Annotated in this window: 16 protein-coding genes; 8 read left to right on the plus strand and 8 right to left on the minus strand. The window is 62.2% G+C overall.

What is annotated here, in order from left to right:
- The first annotated feature begins 182 nt into the window (after positions 1-182).
- The 6 genes from QA643_RS30435 (at position 183) to QA643_RS30460 (ending at position 6,704) form a co-directional block, all read left to right on the plus strand.
- On the plus strand, positions 183-578 hold the full coding sequence (locus QA643_RS30435; RefSeq protein WP_283029353.1) for a hypothetical protein: 396 nt from the start codon (positions 183-185) through the stop codon (positions 576-578).
- Positions 579-1,493: 915 nt separating this feature from the next.
- Complete coding sequence (locus tag QA643_RS30440; RefSeq protein ID WP_283029354.1) at positions 1,494-2,009, plus strand: hypothetical protein; 516 nt, start codon at positions 1,494-1,496, stop codon at positions 2,007-2,009.
- 1,019 nt (positions 2,010-3,028) lie between these two features.
- A complete protein-coding gene (locus QA643_RS30445; RefSeq protein ID WP_283029355.1) occupies positions 3,029-3,520 on the plus strand; it encodes a cupin domain-containing protein in 492 nt (163 codons plus the stop codon).
- A gap of 152 nt (positions 3,521-3,672) precedes the next feature.
- Complete coding sequence (locus QA643_RS30450) at positions 3,673-4,362, plus strand: hypothetical protein (RefSeq protein WP_283029356.1); 690 nt, start codon at positions 3,673-3,675, stop codon at positions 4,360-4,362.
- Positions 4,363-4,655: 293 nt separating this feature from the next.
- A complete protein-coding gene (locus QA643_RS30455) occupies positions 4,656-6,260 on the plus strand; it encodes an SUMF1/EgtB/PvdO family nonheme iron enzyme (RefSeq protein WP_283029357.1) in 1,605 nt (534 codons plus the stop codon).
- A gap of 18 nt (positions 6,261-6,278) precedes the next feature.
- Entirely contained in the window at positions 6,279-6,704 is a 426-nt protein-coding gene (locus tag QA643_RS30460) for a DUF4399 domain-containing protein (RefSeq protein WP_283029358.1), read from the plus strand.
- Between the two features lie 39 nt (positions 6,705-6,743).
- Here the strand turns inward: QA643_RS30460 and QA643_RS30465 are convergent, their stop codons facing one another.
- From QA643_RS30465 to QA643_RS30475, 3 genes are read right to left on the minus strand one after another with little or no spacing between them, the layout of a single operon-like run.
- The gene (locus tag QA643_RS30465; RefSeq protein WP_283029359.1) at positions 6,744-7,601 is read right to left on the minus strand and encodes a crotonase/enoyl-CoA hydratase family protein; all 858 of its coding nucleotides are present in this window, start codon (positions 7,599-7,601) and stop codon (positions 6,744-6,746) included.
- A 23-nt stretch (positions 7,602-7,624) separates the two neighbouring features.
- Entirely contained in the window at positions 7,625-8,437 is an 813-nt protein-coding gene (locus QA643_RS30470; RefSeq protein WP_283029360.1) for a crotonase/enoyl-CoA hydratase family protein, read from the minus strand.
- A 13-nt stretch (positions 8,438-8,450) separates the two neighbouring features.
- Complete coding sequence (locus QA643_RS30475) at positions 8,451-9,116, minus strand: TetR/AcrR family transcriptional regulator (protein WP_283029361.1); 666 nt, start codon at positions 9,114-9,116, stop codon at positions 8,451-8,453.
- A 325-nt stretch (positions 9,117-9,441) separates the two neighbouring features.
- Between QA643_RS30475 and QA643_RS30480 the strand changes: the two genes are divergently transcribed.
- Entirely contained in the window at positions 9,442-10,842 is a 1,401-nt protein-coding gene (locus QA643_RS30480) for a selenium-binding protein SBP56-related protein (protein WP_283029362.1), read from the plus strand.
- Between the two features lie 2 nt (positions 10,843-10,844).
- The gene (locus QA643_RS30485; protein WP_283029363.1) at positions 10,845-11,510 is read left to right on the plus strand and encodes a hypothetical protein; all 666 of its coding nucleotides are present in this window, start codon (positions 10,845-10,847) and stop codon (positions 11,508-11,510) included.
- A 222-nt stretch (positions 11,511-11,732) separates the two neighbouring features.
- Here QA643_RS30485 and QA643_RS30490 read toward each other — a convergent pair whose 3' ends face one another.
- From QA643_RS30490 to QA643_RS30510, 5 genes are all read right to left on the minus strand, one after another.
- The gene (locus QA643_RS30490) at positions 11,733-12,188 is read right to left on the minus strand and encodes a MarR family winged helix-turn-helix transcriptional regulator (RefSeq protein WP_283029364.1); all 456 of its coding nucleotides are present in this window, start codon (positions 12,186-12,188) and stop codon (positions 11,733-11,735) included.
- 24 nt (positions 12,189-12,212) lie between these two features.
- Positions 12,213-12,917: an ABC transporter ATP-binding protein gene (locus QA643_RS30495; protein ID WP_283029365.1), complete on the minus strand. Its 705-nt coding sequence runs from the start codon at positions 12,915-12,917 to the stop codon at positions 12,213-12,215.
- The gene (locus tag QA643_RS30500; protein ID WP_283029366.1) at positions 12,914-13,705 is read right to left on the minus strand and encodes an ABC transporter ATP-binding protein; all 792 of its coding nucleotides are present in this window, start codon (positions 13,703-13,705) and stop codon (positions 12,914-12,916) included. The genes QA643_RS30495 and QA643_RS30500 overlap by 4 nt, the downstream gene beginning before the upstream one ends.
- Positions 13,702-15,588 (minus strand): ABC transporter permease, encoded by a 1,887-nt coding sequence (locus QA643_RS30505; protein WP_283029367.1) that lies wholly within the window; start codon positions 15,586-15,588, stop codon positions 13,702-13,704. Before QA643_RS30505 ends, QA643_RS30500 begins: the two co-directional genes overlap by 4 nt.
- Before the next feature lie 162 nt (positions 15,589-15,750).
- Positions 15,751-16,953 (minus strand): ABC transporter substrate-binding protein, encoded by a 1,203-nt coding sequence (locus tag QA643_RS30510; RefSeq protein WP_283029368.1) that lies wholly within the window; start codon positions 16,951-16,953, stop codon positions 15,751-15,753.
- Positions 16,954-16,975 lie beyond the last annotated feature (22 nt).

Consider the following 16,975-nt stretch of genomic DNA (forward strand, 5'->3'; position numbering starts at 1 on the left):
CTGACGAGATGAGCGGCCGGACCGCCGCTTGTGACCCAATTCGGACGTTTCCTTGTACCTTAGTCTTGCACTAGCCACCCGCCTGCAAGTCTATGGTTGCGCTTCGCCTGAACATCCAGTGTAGTTTGCACACCAAGGCCCTAAGGATAGGCCTAAGGGCCGAAACGCCCAAAGGAGCAGCGATGACAAAGATCAACAGGAGATCAGCGCTATCACTGGGTTTTGCAACCGCTGCCGTGCTCGCGGCGGGAACATCAGCCTCCGCACAAACTAAGCTACCACAAGGCGTAAGCATCCAACCTTGGGGTAAGCGCGAGTCGATGATCCCGAGCTACAAAACAGTCTCGATGCGCGATGTCGTTTATCAGCCAGGCGCAAAGACTTCCAACCCGTCCATGCCCAATGACATGGTTTGCCACGTACCCGAGGGCGAACTCCGGGTGAAGCAAACCGAGGGCATGGAATTTGTTGCGAAGAAGGGTGATGTTTGGACTTGCAAGAAAGGCATCGGCGAAGATCTCGAAAATGTCGGTTCAACGGTCGCGATCATGCGTATCGTCGACCTGCTACCGGCATGATTATCCGCGCATCCCGAGTCAGGGATTGAGGTTCGCCGATACGCAGGATTGCGGTAACTTGGGCTGCCCGAATGATCGTCGCAGCTAGCGCTCTCGGGGCTGCGACGACCGAGCAGTGGCGACTTCCGCTCGTGGCCCATCAGCGAAGTGGCCGCAGCTCTCATTGAGGTCTGCTCAGTGGGGCATAGCGGACTAGAATTGCTCAGGTTGAGTTCTTCGCCTGCTGACCCAAAGCGGAATTCGCTGACGAGTTCGGAATAGTTTCCCGATACAGCTTCTTCTTCGCTATCTCCTTAAGGTTGAGATAATCAATCCACGCTATTGTCTCGCCTATGTCCTTCGAGATGATAACAGTCGGCAGCAAGTGCAATGTCAGGTTACTTCCTCACTGCCTGCCTATTCGTTGTAGCCTTGGGTTACGAGGTGTCGTTTCGCCGATCCTGGAATCTATCACGGAACTCTGATCTGCTTGGCCCGGCCCAGAAGCTCGCAGTTCTGCGGCGTGCGTGTTGGCCGGCAGGCTGCGGGCTGATCTGCATGCTGTTGGGGTTGATTGTCTCTCACTTTGTTCAAGACAAGCTTGTTCTCTCTGTGACGGACAGTTTCATGATGGTTAGTTCTTCTTTTTTCACCGGATCGATTATTGGCGCTATGGCCGGGACGCTGAATCGGGTTTGAAGCGCCGCAATCAACGCAAAGCGAAAAAGCGCATCAGGCTGTGGCCTCCGACAAACTGCCATGACTTTGGCATGGTCCTGTTGATTTCCGGTTGTGGCCCTCAGCCGAACTGCCGTTGAGCGGCCGCAAGGGCCGCTCTCAGAGGAAAACCGGACCTGACGAGATGGGCGGCCGGACCGCCGCTTGTGACCCATAGCGGACGGAACGCCAGATTTTACCTATGCAGTTAAAGGTTGATTGAAAGTTTTCATGCCAACTTGCTCACCCGCGCAGGGGGAAGCTGCTGCAGTCGGATCAACCACACGCGAAGCTTATTGGGGTCACACAGAGATGTACGTTTTCAGAGAATTCAACGACGCACATAAGGGGCTGGTGTACCGCTCGATGGTCTTGCATCACATAGCAGTCGCCGCGGTGTGGGGAGGAGCGCTCTTCTCGCTCAATGACGCGCGCGCCGCTCTAATAACGACGCTGGTCGTCTTACTTGCGGTGCACATCATTTATATCGTCAATTTGACAATCTCTTACGATCTTGCCCTTACTGCTAAGCAGTACTTTGCAACATTGTGCATGCTTCTTGTTGTGGGGTTGACGTTACTCTTTGCCTATTTCCGGTCTTCCACCGGAGTCTTCGGCTGGGATACCTTTAAGCCAATTTTTCTTTGGCTGGCGCTTGCCACGTTCCTCGCCGTTTACATTGATTTTGCAGTCGTATCCCTACTGCGATCCGTCGTAAAAACGAAAACCGCGTAGCAGACATTCTGTCGGCGGTTTGAACGGTTTTAGAAAAAGGCGCAACCCGTTGCCGACGTGCGTGACGAGCGCGCAGATGTCCGGTTTATGCGGTCGAGCGGACCAGCACCCGATGGATTGGCGGGGACGCCTGGTTGACCCAAAGCCGAAGTGGACAGTTCGCCTTGCGCCGTGCGAGTGCGTCTGCTTAGTCAGCGACGTCCAACAAAGGAATGGGGATGCGCGGTGATGACAACAGCCGAGGAACAGCGCCTGCCGTTTCGCAGAATCCACGTCGCCGGTGCGCCGGGCGGGGGAACTACGACCATCGGTCGTGCACTCGCCACCCATCTTGCGATACCGCACTTCGACGCCGACGATTTCTATTGGATTCCCACAAACCCGCCTTACCGACAGCCTCGCCCTCGGCAAGATCGTGTCCGACTGATGCAAGAGCTATTTCTGGATCGTGACGCCTGGGTATTTAGCTCCGGTAAGATCCAGGCCTGGGCGCCTGAGATCGTGCCGTCGATCAACCTCATTGCATTCCTAGATGTGCCCACGGGGATTAGGCTAGAGCGCCTCCGACTGCGTCAAGAGCGGCAGTTCGGGCCAAGCGTCGTTGCTCCGAACGGGTGGAACCACGCCAACACGCTGGAGCTATATGCGACTGCTGCGTGATACGACGATGGCACCGCAAACGCGCGCACCCGATCGAGCCACGAAGAATGGTTTAGCACGTTGACGTGCCCCATCCTCCGCATCGATGCAACTCGCCCTATCCAAGACATTGTCTTCGAGATTTGTGCTCATGTGCCGCCGCTATAGGCGAGGCGGCCGTAGTCCGCATGTGGCCCTCAGCCGAACTGCTTATGAGCGGCCGCCACGGCCCCTTTCGGAGGAGAAGCGGACCTGACGAGCTGAGCGGTTGGACCGCCGCTTGTGACCCAAAGTCGCCTTTGCCCCCCAGCGCCGCTCGTGGTCCAGCATTCCGCTATAGTAGCCTTTTCATTGTCGAATATCGGCCAATGGAGCACACGATGCCAAATAGCAAGGAGATCGAGGCGACGTCGCACAACCCGCGGCCGCAGGGCTATGTGCTTGGTGTCGGAGAAGGTGAGCACCTGATCCATTTCCGTGATGGCGGCAACATCTTCATCAAGGTCGACCACGTAGAGGGGTCCAACCATCTTGGACTGGGTACGCAGCAGCTACCCAAGGGCTCTGGCATTCCGGTTCACCGACACCTCGACAGGGAAGAAGCGTTTTACGTTCTGGAAGGCAGTGGCACGGTCACACTCAACGATGTGCCTCATCATTGCGAAAGAGGTGGAACGATTTTCATACCCAGGAACACATGGCATGGCTTCAGTAGTCCAGATCAAGAACTGGTTCTCCTGTGGGTCATGGTGCCGCCGGGCCTCGACGGTTTCTTTCGCGAAACCTGCAGCCGACCCGGCGAACCGCGAAAAGAATTGACGCGGAAGCAAATCAACGCGATCGCTCTCAAATATGGGCAAGAATTCAGGTAGGCGCGCTGTTTCCGGGCGCAGTGACCCATCACATGCGCGTGGGGCGCGTGTGAAAAGTCACATTCAGCCTCGAAAGCGATGAACGAATTACCGCGCATCGCGACCAATGCGGGCTGGCCTGATGGCCGCTGTCCACATCTTCGAGGAAAATTTTGAAAAATTCGCTGCAAGTCGCCGGCGGGGTCGTCGGCGCGGTCACCGGCTTTGTCGCAACGCTGTTGTTGCTCGAGCTGGCCAGCTTCGGCAATCGGGCCGATCCGATCGCATCAGGCATGCTGGCGCTATTGGTGTTTGCGCCATGCGGCGCGATCGGCGGCCTGCTGCTTGGCACGGCGCTGGCAAGACGGCTGCGCGGCGGAGAAAACGGCGACGGACTCTTGCGCAACAGCCTGAACGCATTTGCGGTTTTGATCACGCTCTGCGCCTTGGGAGGCACCGCCTATTATGTCTATGCCGTCACGACGGCGACGCCCTGGCTCAATCCGAACGCGCCGAACCCGCTGCTCGTGTTTGAGGTTCGACTGCCGCCAGGTGCCGCACTGCCCAATTCTCCCCGAGACATCGCGGCCGAGCTGCAGACCGATCTCAACACCATGCCGGGCGAGATACGCCCCGATCTGTTCCGCCGCGATGACGACAGGCCGGTCATCGCGGGCCATGTCGAACTCGCCTTCCGCACCGCGCATCGGCAACTGCAAATCAGGATCAAGGGCCAGCCCGACCGGCTCTATCTCATCGGCCTCTCGGCAAAGGCACCGCATTCGCGGGAGCTCGGGCCGTGGCAGGCCAACAGCGACGGCAGCGAAATCCGTTACCGTGCCAGATGGCCGGGGCAGAGTTGATCACCGCCTGCCACAAGAGAAGCTGGCATCTCTCAGACTGTGCGCCTGTTCACACTTGCGATGATCGCAACGAGGTAGATCTTTAGCTGCCGATGCCCAGCGCTGATTTGGATACGCACCGCAGCGATCCGTCTATTGTTGCGTGATTACACTCACACTCGGTCTTGCCGGCTGGAATGGAACCCGCGTGTGGCGACTTTGCGGCGAACATGCGGCATGATACGCTGCGCGTGCTGGAAAGATTGTTTGCCTAACGCTGGAATTGCAACAGCTCGAGGAAATCAATCCGAACCATGGCCCAGATCCGAGACATCAAGTCGGGCCGCGGTGGTGAGCAACCACGCGAGCCAATGCCGCGGCGTCTTGCCGCCATCGTGGCAGGCGACATCTCCGGCTACAGCCGCCTGATGCAAATCGACGAGGAAGGAACGCACAAGCGCGTCAAGCGGCTCGAGCGCGAAGTCATCGAACCCACTATCAAAGAACACCACGGCAGGCTCGTCAAAACCACGGGCGACGGCTTCATCGCCATCTTCGACAGCCCCGTCGAAGCCGTGCGGGCCAGCATCGTGATCCAGCAAAACCTGGTCGGCCGCAACACATCGCTGCCCAAGCATCACTGGATCGAATATCGGATCGGCGTCAATCTCGGCGACGTCATCATCGAAACCGATGACGTCTATGGCGACGGCGTCAATATCGCGACGCGACTCGAAGGCATAGCCCAGGCCGGCGAAGTCTACATTTCCGGCGGCATCTACGAACAGATCAAGCATAAGCTGGTTTGCGGATACGAGTCGCTCGGTGATCGAAAGGTCAAGAACATCACCGATCCCGTGCGCGTCTATCGCGTGCTTCCCGATCCGGCGGCACTGCAACAACGTCGGAACTGGCGCGAACGTCTCCTGCTCTTCCTGCTCGGCCTTGCACTATTGATTATCGCCGGCGGCGTTGTCTGGTACCTCGTCTGGCAACCGCGCAAGTCAGTGAATCAGGCGTCAGCTCCCGTTTCATCGCCTGCAGAGGTGCCGAAGTCGCCTGTCACGAAATCACCAGCGCAGCCGCCCCAGCCCTCTCGCTCTCCTCCCGCGGCGCCAACTCAACAACAGGCAACGCCTCGTCCGGAGGTGTCTCCAGCACAGAAACAAGCGGCACCGCTTGCGCCGCCCGCATCGCCGGCAGCTCCCGCAACTCCTCCGACGACGCAGGCCGCCGCGCCTATTCCAGAACCCGAGACGATTTCCCTGCGCGGTGGCAGCTTCATGATGGGCAGCAATGAAGACATCTCCGAAAAGCCGGTCCGTCAGGTGATGATCAAGCCGTTTGCAATGGGGAAGTTTCCTGTCTCGGTGCGGGAATGGAATGCCTGCGCCGCCGCAAAGGCATGTGGATTCACAGCAACCGGAAAGGACGATGCACCCGTTACAAACGTCAGTTGGACCGACGCCAGGCAATATGTGACATGGCTCGCGCAAGCCACGCGAAAACAATATCGCCTGCCGAGCGAAGCCGAATGGGAATACGCCGCGCGCGGCGGCACACAAACCAGGTACTGGTGGGGCGATCAGTTTCAGACCGGCATGGTCAATTGCAAGAACTGCAGCGATATCCCGGTCAGCGACCAGCCGGCCAAGGTCGGCAGCCTGAAGCCAAATCCTTTTGGACTGTTTGATATGGGCGGCAGCGTCGACCAATGGGTCGAGGATTGCTGGCACAAGAATTATCAGGGCGCGCCGGCAGACGGGTCAGCGTGGACCGAGAATGATTGTTCCTCGCACGTCATCCGTTCCGGATCCTGGAGGAAAGACTCCAATTACGCCCGGACGGCAAATCGCGGTAGCTACGACACCAACGTGCGATATCCCACGCACGGGTTCCGCGTTGCGCTATCTCCTTGAGGAAATTGCGAGGCAGTCATGAAGGCGTTGCAGTGGATCGCTCTATCGGCAGCGCTCGCTTGCCTGCCGTTCGCCGCCTACGCCCAGGGAAAGCCCGCCCACAAGGATGCCCTTCTGTATTTCGTGTGGCCGCAGAACGGCGCCGTCATCAAAGGCGGATTCTGGTGCCGCTTTGGTCTGCGCAACATGGGCGTTACACACGCCGGCGACAATTACCCGAACGCCGGCCATCATCACCTTCTGATCGACGTCAATGAGCCGCTCAATCCCAATGAGGAGATTCCGCAGGACAAATCGCACCTCCATTTTGGCGCCGGCCAGACCGAAGCCCGGATCGAGCTCCCACCCGGCAAGCATACGCTCCAGCTCGTGCTGGGCGACGCCGGCCACTATCCGTTCAATCCTCCGGTGGTCTCGCAGAAAATTACCATCACGATCAGATAGAGCGGCGCGCACTGTACCGGGATGAATTCTTGCTTCGAACTACCTGTTCTCCGTAATCGGCTGATTGGTGGTCCAGTCGAAGGTGCCCTGGTCGCGCTCGTCGACCGCGTGCTTCCAGCCCATCTCCTCCGAGCGCCGCTTGAAGTTCAGCCCCTCCGGCGAATGCCGGGTGATGCCGTCGAACACGGTGGCGATCATCTGCGTGCCCATCAGGCCCATATTATAGAGCGCCTGGTTGACCATCAGCTTCTGCATCATCAGCTGGTTCTGCGGCACGGTGGCGATGCGATGCGCCAGCGCATCGACCTCCTCGTCCAGCCTATCAGCCGGGACGGCTTTCAGCACGAGGCCGAGCGCCGCGGCTTCAATGCCGGTGATCTTATCGCCGGTGAACAGCATCCGCTTGGCCTTTTCGGCCCCGAGCCGATAGACCCACATCGCCGTGGTCGGGCAGCCCCAGACCCGGACCGGCGGATAACCGATGCGGGCGTCTTCCGCCATCACGATCATGTCCGAGCAGAGCGCGATGTCCGAGCCGCCGGCGACCGCAAAGCCCTGCACCTTGCAGATGACGGGACGCTTCGAGCGGAACAGGCTCATGAACTTGGTGGTGTTGTCGGACATGGCCGAGTAATCCTTCATCGGATCCCACGGCATTTCCTGGGTGTAGCGGTTGGCCTTATCGCCCGAGGCATAGGCGGTCAGGTCGTAGCCGGCGCAGAAGGCGCGGCCGGCGCCCGCCAATACAATGACATGCGCGCCCGGATCATTGTCGGCGCGCGAGACCGCATCCGCAAGTGCGGCGGGCAGCTCGTCGTCGATCGCATTCATCACTTCCGGCCGGTTCAGCGTGATACGCGCGATGCGGCCGTCGCGCTCGTAAAGGACTTTGGCCATGGCGGCCTCCCTCTTGATCGGATTTAGATCTTGGCGAAATCGCCGTGGCGGCCACGGCCGGCGGCAAAGCGCGCGGCGCCGGCGGCGCCTTCCTTGAAGATGGCTTCGACGCCGTTGGTCCATTCCTGCCGGAGCGCATCGCGGACCGGCAGGCCATAGGTCTCGACCACGGAGCGGCGATCGGCCCGCACGGCGGCCTGCGGGAACCGCGCGATCTCCCGCGCCATCGCTTCCGCCGCGGCACGCGCACCACCGGTCTCGACCACCTGTTCGCACATGCCGATGCGCAGCGCCTCATCCGCCGCGACCTTGCGGCCGGTCAAAATGATTTCCATCGCGCGTCCCTGCCCGACCAGCCGCGCCAGCCGCACGCTGCCGCCGTCCAGCAGCGGAATTCCCCAGCGCCGGCAATAGACGCCGAAATAGGCGCTATCGGCCATCACGCGGATATCGCACCACAGCGCCAGCTCCATGCCGCCGGCAACCGCAGGTCCTTCCACCGCGGCGATCACCGGCTTGGACAGCTCCAACCGTGTCGGCCCGAGCGGGCCGCGCGGTGCCGGATTGGCGCCGGTCGGAAACGCCAGGCCGTCGACGACATGGCGCTGAAAGGCTTCGCGATCCGAAAGCGTGCTGGCGAATTTGAGATCCCAGCCGGCGCAGAACGCGCCACCCTCGCCCCACAGCACGGCGACGCTGGCTGAAGCGTCGGCGTCGAATTCCTTGAGAGCTGCCGCCAGCGCGTCCGCGCTGTCGGGGTCCATCGCATTGCGCGCCTCGGCAAACCGGCTGTGAATGACGGTCCACACAGCGCCCTGCTTCTCGATCCGAACCATGTCGCCACCTCCCTTACTGTTTCTTGGTACGTGAGACCTTTCTGCCCTTTGACGCGGCGCCATCGGATAAGCATTGCGCCAGCATCATGCGAAGCAGCGCCTGCGCGCCCGTATCGAGAAAATCGAGCCGGCCCGCGATCTGCAGCACCAGCGCGCCGATCATCTGGCTGGTGAGCAACGCCACCCATGGCCGAACCTCCGCGGGCTTGAGGCCGCGGACTTCGGTCAGCGGCACCGCGATGCGTTCCAACACCTTCCAGAGCGCCTGGTTGAGCTCGTCATCCGACGGCTTGCCGACGCCCTGCCGCTTGAGGCCACGAAAGGCGTAGAGGCCGAGATTTATCTCGAAGCGATGGTCGAGGTAGTAGCCCAGGAAGGCGCCGCAGGCCGCCTCGACCTGCGCTTCCGGCGTCGGCGCGGCCGCGACAGCCGCGGCGACGAAAGCATCGAGTGCTGCGAGCGACTGCTTCAGCAGCTCGGCATAGATCGCCTCCTTGCTGTCGAACAGCGGATAGATCGCCCCCGTGGTGCAGCCGGCACGAAGTGCGATGCCGCGCATGGTGGCGCCTTCAAGCCCCTGCTCGGCGAATTCGTCGCGCGCGGCGCGCAGCAAAAGCTCGCGCTTGGCGCCCTTCACGACGTCCGACCAGTCTTTTGGCGAAGCTGCGGGTTTGTTCATGATAACGATGTTATCAAACCATTCCGTGTGCGGTCAACCGTAACAATATTTCCGCTCGTCTCCCGGTCTCAGGCTCCAGGACGAGCGATCTCCGCATCCGGCCGTTGAATTCGCCGAAGGTTCCGATGCAGCGCACAGCCGCGTCGGACGCGCGGCTGGGCGCCGACGCGTCGTTATTTCGCCTCGCCTTGTTGCGATGTATTGTCGATCGGCAAACCCCGGCCGGCGGCACTCGCGAGAGAAGGTCTAGCGCCCGGTGATTTCCTGCCGCCAGCGTGCCGCTGCGCCGTGTTGCTGACCATGAGGCAAACAGGGAGGCAGTACGATGAACATTCGGCCCGACCCCACGTTTCACGCTTCGCCAAAACTTGCCATGGAAGCTCCGCCGGAGAGCTTCGCCTACACCGTGCTGCTCAGCCCGGACGCTTCGAAGCCGGACGCGCTTGCCGTGATCGACGTCAAGCCGGGCTCTTCGAGCTATGGCAAAGTCGTTCACACCGTGACGATGCCCAACAAGGGCGACGAGTTTCACCATTTCGGCTGGAACGCCTGCTCGTCGTCGCTGTCGCCGCTGACCGGACACGCCTTCCTCGAACGCCGCTACCTCATCATTCCCGGCATGCGCTCGTCCCGCATCTACATTGTCGACACCAAGCCCGATCCCACCAAGGCGGCCATTCACAAGATCATCGAGCCCGAGGAGATTTTCCGGAAGACCGGATATTCGCGGCCGCACACCGTTCATTGCGGCCCGGAGGGCATCTATATCTCCACGCTCGGCGGCGCCGGCAAGAACGGCACTGACGGACCGCCCGGCGTCTTCATCATGGATTGCGAGACGTTCGAGGTACTCGGACGGTGGGAGCTCGATCGCGGTCCGCAAACCCTGCACTATGATTTCTGGTGGAATCTGCCACGCGACTACATGGTGACGAGCGAGTGGGCGTTGCCGCCGCAGTTCGAGAACGGCATCGTGCCGGAGGATCTGCTGTCCAACAAATACGGCCATCGCATCCACTTCTGGGATCTGCGCGCCCGCCGCAACGTCCAGACCATCGATCTCGGCGCAAACCACCAGATGGCGCTGGAGGTGCGTCCCGCGCACGATCCGGCACGCGAATACGGCTTCCTCGGCGTCGTCGTCGACACCACCAATCTCGAAGGCTCGATCTGGACCTGGTGGCGCGAGGGCGGCAAGTTTCACATCGAGAAAACGGCAACGATCCCGCCCGAGCCGGCGGAGAAGGACCAACTGCCGCCGCTGCTGCAGGGCTTCGGCGCCGTGCCGCCGCTTGTAACCGACATCGACCTGTCGATGGACGACAAGTTCCTTTACGTCGCCTGCTGGGCCACCGGCGAGATGCGGCAATATGATGTGCGCGACCCGCGCAAGCCGAAGCTCGCCGGCTCGGTGCATATCGGCGGCATCGCGCGACGCACGCCGCATCCAAACGGCAAGGCGTTTGGCGGCGGTCCGCAGATGGTCGAGATCAGCCGTGACGGCAAGCGGGTGTACTGGACCAACTCGCTATATTCGACGTGGGATGACCAGTTCTATCCCGGTGGCGTTCCCGGCGCGCAGGTGATGGCCAATGCGTCGCCGGACGGCGGCCTCGAACTGGCGAAAGACTACTGGGTGAGTTTCCCCGACGGTTACCGCGCGCATCAGATCCGGCTCGACGGCGGCGACTGTTCGACGGATTCGTTCTGCTATCCATCGGCCTGACGTTGAGCGCAGCCGACTGGACACCGGCCTGGCTCTGGCTGGCCGTGATCGCGAGCGGCCTCTATCACGGCGTCAACCCGGGAATGGGCTGGCCGCTCGCCGTTTCCGCCGGACTGATGGAAAGGAGCCCGCGGGCGCTGGCATCGGCGCTGTTGCCGCTCGCGGCCGGCCATCTGCTGGCGATGCTGCTGGTGCTGCTTCCCTTCGCGCTGCTGATAGCCCTCGTCGAATGGCAGCGCATCATCCAGATCAGCGCCGGCCTGCTCGTCATCGGATTTGGCCTCTATAGGTTGGCCAACCGGCGCCATCCAAAAGCGCTGGCGCGGATCTCGCCGGCGCAACTGGGGCTGTGGTCGTTCGCGGTGGCGCTCGCGCATGGCGCGGCGCTGATGCTGGTGCCGATCTATCTCGGGCTTTGCCGGGAAACCGATCTCGACCGCGGCCATGCGGCTGCCGGCACGCTCATCAACGCCAATCTCAGCATGGCCGTGCTGGTCGCCATCGTCCACGCCGCCGCGATGATCGCCGCCGGCGGATGCTGCGCCTGGCTCGCTTACCGCTATCTCGGTCTCAAATTCATTTCGCAGAGCTGGTTCAATCTGGATACCATCTGGGCAGTCAGCCTGATCCTGGTGGGCGCGATCGCGCTGGTGCTCAGCCTGATCTAGCTAGCGCGTGATAATTTTTGGTTAGATGAATTTAGCCGCAGCCGCGCTTCACCTCTCCCGCTTGCGGGGAGGTCGGCGCGAAGCGCCGGGTGGGGGCTCTCTCCACTCGGGCAGTGTCGCCCGCAGAGGCACCCCCACCCCAGCCCTCCCCCGCAAGCGGGAGAGGGAGCGCAGCTTCTTCGCGGTCGCAATCAAGTCTACGTCAAGCTCTAGCGCGGACCTTCACCGCAGCTTGTCGAGCAGTGCGATTAGCGTCTCGCGTTCCTTGGCATCCAGCGGGGCCAGCGTCTCGCGCGTGATCGCGAGCGCGTTCGGCGCGGCCTTCTCGGCGAGCTGCTGGCCAGCGCGCGTGAGGCTCACCAGCAGGCGGCGGCCGTCGTCGGGGTCGGGGCCGGTCTCGGTCAGCCCGCGCGCGGTGAGACGGTCGATCACGCCCTTGATGGTGGCGACGTCCATCGCCGTCAGCCGCCCGAGCAGGTTCTGCGAGCACGGCCCGGTCTCGGCAAGCTTCGAGACGGCCGCCCATTGCGTCGGCGTCAGGTTGATGCCGATTTCGCGGGCGAAGATGGTGGCATGGCGCTGCCAGACCTGGCGCAGGATGAAGCCGATCTGCTCGTCGAGAATGTAGGACGGCCGCGGCGGCTTGACCGATCGTTTCGGCGAAACACCCCTTCCCATCGATTCCGCCCCCCTTGCGCCCGGCTATAGCGACAGATGCGCGTCGCGGATGTCCGGCCGCGCATCGAGTTCGGCCATCGTGCCACCGAAACAGATCTTGCCACGCTCGATGATGTAGGCGCGGTCCGAGATCAGCCGCGCGAAATGCAGGTTCTGCTCGGAGACCACGATGCTGACGCCTTCCTTCTTCATGGCGAGGATGGCGTCGACCATCTGCTCGACGATTTTTGGCGACAGCCCTTCGGAGGGCTCATCGAGCAGCACGAGCGATGGATTGCCCATCAGGGTCCGCGCGATGGTCAGCATCTGCTGCTCGCCACCGCTCATCCGCCCGCCCGGGCGGCTCCGCATCTCGCCGAGATTGGGAAACAGCGTGAACAGCTTCTCGCGGGTCCAGTGCGGCGCGTTCGGCCGTTTCGGCTGGCGGCCGACTTCGAGATTTTCCTCGACCGTCAGATCGGTGAAGATGCGCCGCTCTTCCGGCACATAGCCGAGCCCGCCGCGCACGATCGCATGCGTCGGTTCGCGCGAGAGGTCCTTGCCCTCGAACACGATCTTTCCCGAGCGGTTCTCGACCAGGCCGACGATGGAACGGAACGTGGTCGACTTGCCGGCGCCGTTGCGGCCGAGCAGCGCCACCACCTCGCCCTCGCCGACTTCGAGCGCGATATCGAACAGGATATGCGCCGGGCCGTAAAAGCTGTTGAGATCGGCGACCTGCAGCTTCATGCGCCGGCTCCCTCGCGGTGACGTGCATCGTAGACCAGGCCCTCGCCGAGATAGATCGCGCGCACCTCGCGGTTGCCCCGCACTTCCTCCGGCGAGCCCTCCGCGATCAGGCTGCCGCGGTTCAAGACCAGGATGCGGTCGGCATGTTCGAACACCACGTCCATGTCGTGTTCGGTGAAGAGCACGCCGATCGACTGTTCGCGGGCAATGCGCGCGGTGAGCCGCATCAGTTCGATCCGCTCGCGCGGCGCCATTCCCGCGGTCGGTTCATCCATCAGCAGCAGCTTTGGCTGGTTGGCGAGCGCAATCGCAAGCTCGAGCCGCTTGAGATCGCCGTAGGCCAGTTCGCCGCAGGGCCGCTCGGCATAGGCGTCCATGCCGACGAGATCGAGCAGCCGCCCCGCCTCGGCGCGCGCGTAAGCCGCGGTCGAACCCCAGAGATTGAACAACTGCCGGCCATAGGACACCAGCGCGACCTGCACGTTCTCGCGCACCGTCATGGTCGGAAATGTTGCCGTGATCTGGAACGTGCGCCCGACACCGAGCCGCCAGATCGCACGTGGTTTCCGCCCGACGGTATCTTCGCCGAGTAGCGTGATGCGGCCGCTATCCGGCATGTTCTGGCCGTTGAGCATGTCAAAGCAGGTGCTCTTGCCCGCGCCATTGGGCCCGATCAGCGCCAGGATTTCGCCTGCCCGCAATTCGAACGACACGCTGCGCACGGCATGGACGCCGCCATAGGATTTGCTGAGGTTCTCGACCGACAGCAATGTAGGGACCATGCTCATTCGGCCACCTCCACGCGGGAGGTCACAAGCGCGGATTTCGGATCAGACGGCCGGTGGCGATTCCGAAGCGTCTCCAGCGTGCCGACGATGCCTTTCGGGAATGCCACCACCATCAACACGATGAAGCCGCCCAATACCAGCTTGGAGAGATCGGTCTGGCTGACGAGCCAGATGTTGGCCGCCTTGAACACGATGGCACCGATCACGGCGCCCGAAACCGTCTCGACGCCGCCGAGCAGTACCATGACCAGCGCATCCACCGACAGCGAGATGCCGACACTGTCTGGGAACACGCTGCCCTTCAGATAGGCGAACAGCGCACCGCCAATCCCTGCGGCGGTGCCCGCGATCACGAACGCCGTCCACTGCACGCGCTTGCCATTGATCCCGATCGCCTCGCTGCGCAGCGGCGAGTCCCGCGTCGCGCGCAGTGCGAAGCCGAAGGGAGAGAACACGATCACGCGCAGCACAGTCACTACGAGCGCCGCAATGCCGAGCGACAGCCAGTAGAAGCTGGTCGGGCTCGCTGCCCATTTGTCAGGCCAGACGCCGAGGATGCCGTTGTCGCCACCGGTCACGCTCACCCACTGGAACGCGATCGACCAGACGATCTGCGCAAAGGCCAGCGTCAGCATCGCGAAATAGACGCCGGAGAGTTGCACCGCGAAGAAGCCGAACAAGGCCGCACCCAACAGGCCCAGCACCGGGCCTGATAGCAGCGAGACGATCATCGGCAATCCCGCCGCCTTGGCGAGGAACGCGACGCCATAGGCGCCGAGCCCGAAATAGGCGGCGTGGCCGAACGAGGCGAGCCCGCCGACCGACATCAGGAAATGCAGGCTGGCGGCGAAGATCACGTAGATGGCGATCTCCGATCCAACGGTAAGCGCATAATTGCCGGCGAACAGCGGCAGCACGGCCGCAAGCACGAGTGCGCCGATCGACATCATCCGCTCAACGGAAGTCAACGGCCGCCATGGATTGACCGTCAGCCCCGGCGTGCGCCGCGCGGCGCCTTCCGGCTTGCCGAACAGGCCCCAGGGACGCACGATCAGCACCACCGCCATCACCAGGAACACCAGGATGATGGAGATCTTCGGGAAGATCAAAATGCCGAAGGCGTTGAGTTCGGACACCAGCACGGCGGCCACGAAGGCGCCGATGATGCTGCCGAGCCCGCCGATCACGACGACTACGAACACTTCGACGATGATGCGCAGATCCAGCGCGTGGTGTACGGCATCGCGCGGGATCTGCAGCGCGCCGCCGAGCGCGGCGAGGAAGACGCCGAGTGCGAACACGCTGGTGAACAGCCACTTCTGATTGACGCCGAGCGCCGCCACCATGTCGCGGTCCTGCGTCGCCGCGCGCACCAAGACGCCCCAGCGGGTGCGCTGGAACAACAGCCAGAGCACGCCGAGCACGACCGGGCTGAGCGCAATCAGGAACAGGTCGTAGCTCGGGATGTTCTGGCCGAAGAAATCAACCGCGCCCTTGAAGCCCGGCGCGCGGCGGCCGAGCAGATCGTCCGGCCCCCAGATCAGCACCACGATATCCTGGACCATCAGCGTGAGGCCGAAGGTTGCCAGCAACTGAAACAACTCCGGCGCATGATAGATCCGCCGCAGCAGCACCATCTCCACCAGCACGCCGACGGCGGCAACCACCAGCGCCGCGACGACGATGCCGCTCCAGAAGCCGAGCGCGCCGGAGAAGCGCTCGGTCAGCGTGAACGCGACATAGGCGCCGAGCATGTAGAACGCGCCATGGGCAAAATTCACGATCCGCGTCACGCCGAAGATGATCGACAGCCCTGATGCCACCAGAAACAGCGACGCTGCGCTGGCGAGACCGGTCAGGAACTGAACGAAGTAAAAGGCCATTGGCGGTCCGGGTTGTGGTTTGCCTCGCCCACTTGTGGGAAAGGGCCGAAGTTCGTAGGGCGGGTTAGCGCAGCGTAACCCGCCATTTGTCCGCGCGAAGTGGTGGGTTACGCCTGCGGCTAACCCACCCTACGCACCGGGTGCGGGCGAGACAGTAGCGCCTCAATCCTTCGGACGAAGCTTTTCCACTTCTGCATCACTCGGCAGATAATCCGAGCCTTTGCGATAGGCCGAACCCGTCATCACGCCCTTGCCGTCCTTCAGCGCCGTTTTGCCGACAAAGGCCCCTAACGTCGACTGGTGATCGATCTTGCGGAAGGTGATCTCGCCGAATGGCGAGGGCATCGATAGGCCCTCGGTCGCCGCGATCAGCTTCTCCGGATCGGTGGAATTGGCCTTCGCCAGGATCGCCGCCGCCGCCTTGATGGTCTGATAGCCGACGATCGAGCCGAGACGCGGATAGTCGTTGTACTTGGCCTGGTAGGCCTTCAGGAACTTGTCGTGGTCAGGCGTCTTGATGTCGTACCAGGGATAGCCCGTGACGATCCATCCCTCGGGCGTCTCGTCCTTCAGGGGATCGAGATACTCCGGCTCGCCAGTGAGGAACGAGACGACGGCGCGGTTCTTGAACAGGCCTCGCGTATTGCCTTCGCGCACGAGCTTGACGAGGTCGGCACCGAAGGTGACGTTGAGGATCGCTTCCGGGTTGGCAGCGGCAACCGCCTGCACCACGGGGCCCGCGTCGATCTTGCCCTGCGGCGGCCACTGCTCGTCGACCCACTGGATATCAGGCCGCTTTGCCGACATCAGCTTCTTGAACACCGCGACCGCCGACTGGCCGTATTCATAGTTCGGCGCAATCGTCGCCCAGCGCTTGGCCGGAAGTTTCGCGGCTTCTTCCACCAGCATCGCCGCCTGCATGTAGTTGGAGGGGCGCAGGCGGAACGTGTAGCGGTTGCCCTTCGACCAGGTGATGGCGTCGGTCAGGGGCTCAGCCGCCAGGAAGAACACTTTCTTCTGGTTGGCGAAGTCGGAGACCGCAAGGCCGATATTGGACAGGAACGTGCCGGCCAGCATCGCGACGTTCTCGCTCGACACCAGTTCGTTGGCTGCGGTCTGCGCGTCCGCCGGCTTGCCACCGTCATCCTTGGAGATGACGACGAGCTTCTTGCCGTTGATGCCGCCGGCGGCATTGACCTCTTCGACCGCGAGCTGCCAACCCTTGCGATAGGGCTCAGTGAAAGCTGGCAACAGCGAATAGCTGTTGATCTCGCCGATCTTGATTTCACTCTGCGCCATGGCGTTGCCGGCCATGCCGGCCACCACGATTGCCAGTCCCGCGCCCAGTAAGTGTCTCCGTCGCATCCCGACCTCCAATTTATTGTGA

The sequence above is a fragment of the Bradyrhizobium sp. CB3481 genome (assembly GCF_029714305.1).
In the GTDB taxonomy this organism is placed as follows: domain Bacteria; phylum Pseudomonadota; class Alphaproteobacteria; order Rhizobiales; family Xanthobacteraceae; genus Bradyrhizobium.

Bases quoted from the DNA above. Each gene is read 5' to 3' on its own strand.
- QA643_RS30470 (WP_283029360.1), bottom strand. From the start codon at position 8,437: ATGGTTCGGATCGAGAAGCAGGGCGCTGTGTGGACCGTCATTCACAGC.
- QA643_RS30510 (WP_283029368.1), bottom strand. From the start codon at position 16,953: ATGCGACGGAGACACTTACTGGGCGCGGGACTGGCAATCGTGGTGGCC.
- QA643_RS30455 (WP_283029357.1), top strand. From the start codon at position 4,656: ATGGCCCAGATCCGAGACATCAAGTCGGGCCGCGGTGGTGAGCAACCA.
- QA643_RS30475 (WP_283029361.1), bottom strand. From the start codon at position 9,116: ATGAACAAACCCGCAGCTTCGCCAAAAGACTGGTCGGACGTCGTGAAG.
- QA643_RS30495 (WP_283029365.1), bottom strand. From the start codon at position 12,917: ATGAAGCTGCAGGTCGCCGATCTCAACAGCTTTTACGGCCCGGCGCAT.
- QA643_RS30435 (WP_283029353.1), top strand. From the start codon at position 183: ATGACAAAGATCAACAGGAGATCAGCGCTATCACTGGGTTTTGCAACC.
- QA643_RS30460 (WP_283029358.1), top strand. From the start codon at position 6,279: ATGAAGGCGTTGCAGTGGATCGCTCTATCGGCAGCGCTCGCTTGCCTG.
- QA643_RS30490 (WP_283029364.1), bottom strand. From the start codon at position 12,188: ATGGGAAGGGGTGTTTCGCCGAAACGATCGGTCAAGCCGCCGCGGCCG.
- QA643_RS30505 (WP_283029367.1), bottom strand. From the start codon at position 15,588: ATGGCCTTTTACTTCGTTCAGTTCCTGACCGGTCTCGCCAGCGCAGCG.
- QA643_RS30445 (WP_283029355.1), top strand. From the start codon at position 3,029: ATGCCAAATAGCAAGGAGATCGAGGCGACGTCGCACAACCCGCGGCCG.
- QA643_RS30500 (WP_283029366.1), bottom strand. From the start codon at position 13,705: ATGAGCATGGTCCCTACATTGCTGTCGGTCGAGAACCTCAGCAAATCC.
- QA643_RS30480 (WP_283029362.1), top strand. From the start codon at position 9,442: ATGAACATTCGGCCCGACCCCACGTTTCACGCTTCGCCAAAACTTGCC.
- QA643_RS30465 (WP_283029359.1), bottom strand. From the start codon at position 7,601: ATGGCCAAAGTCCTTTACGAGCGCGACGGCCGCATCGCGCGTATCACG.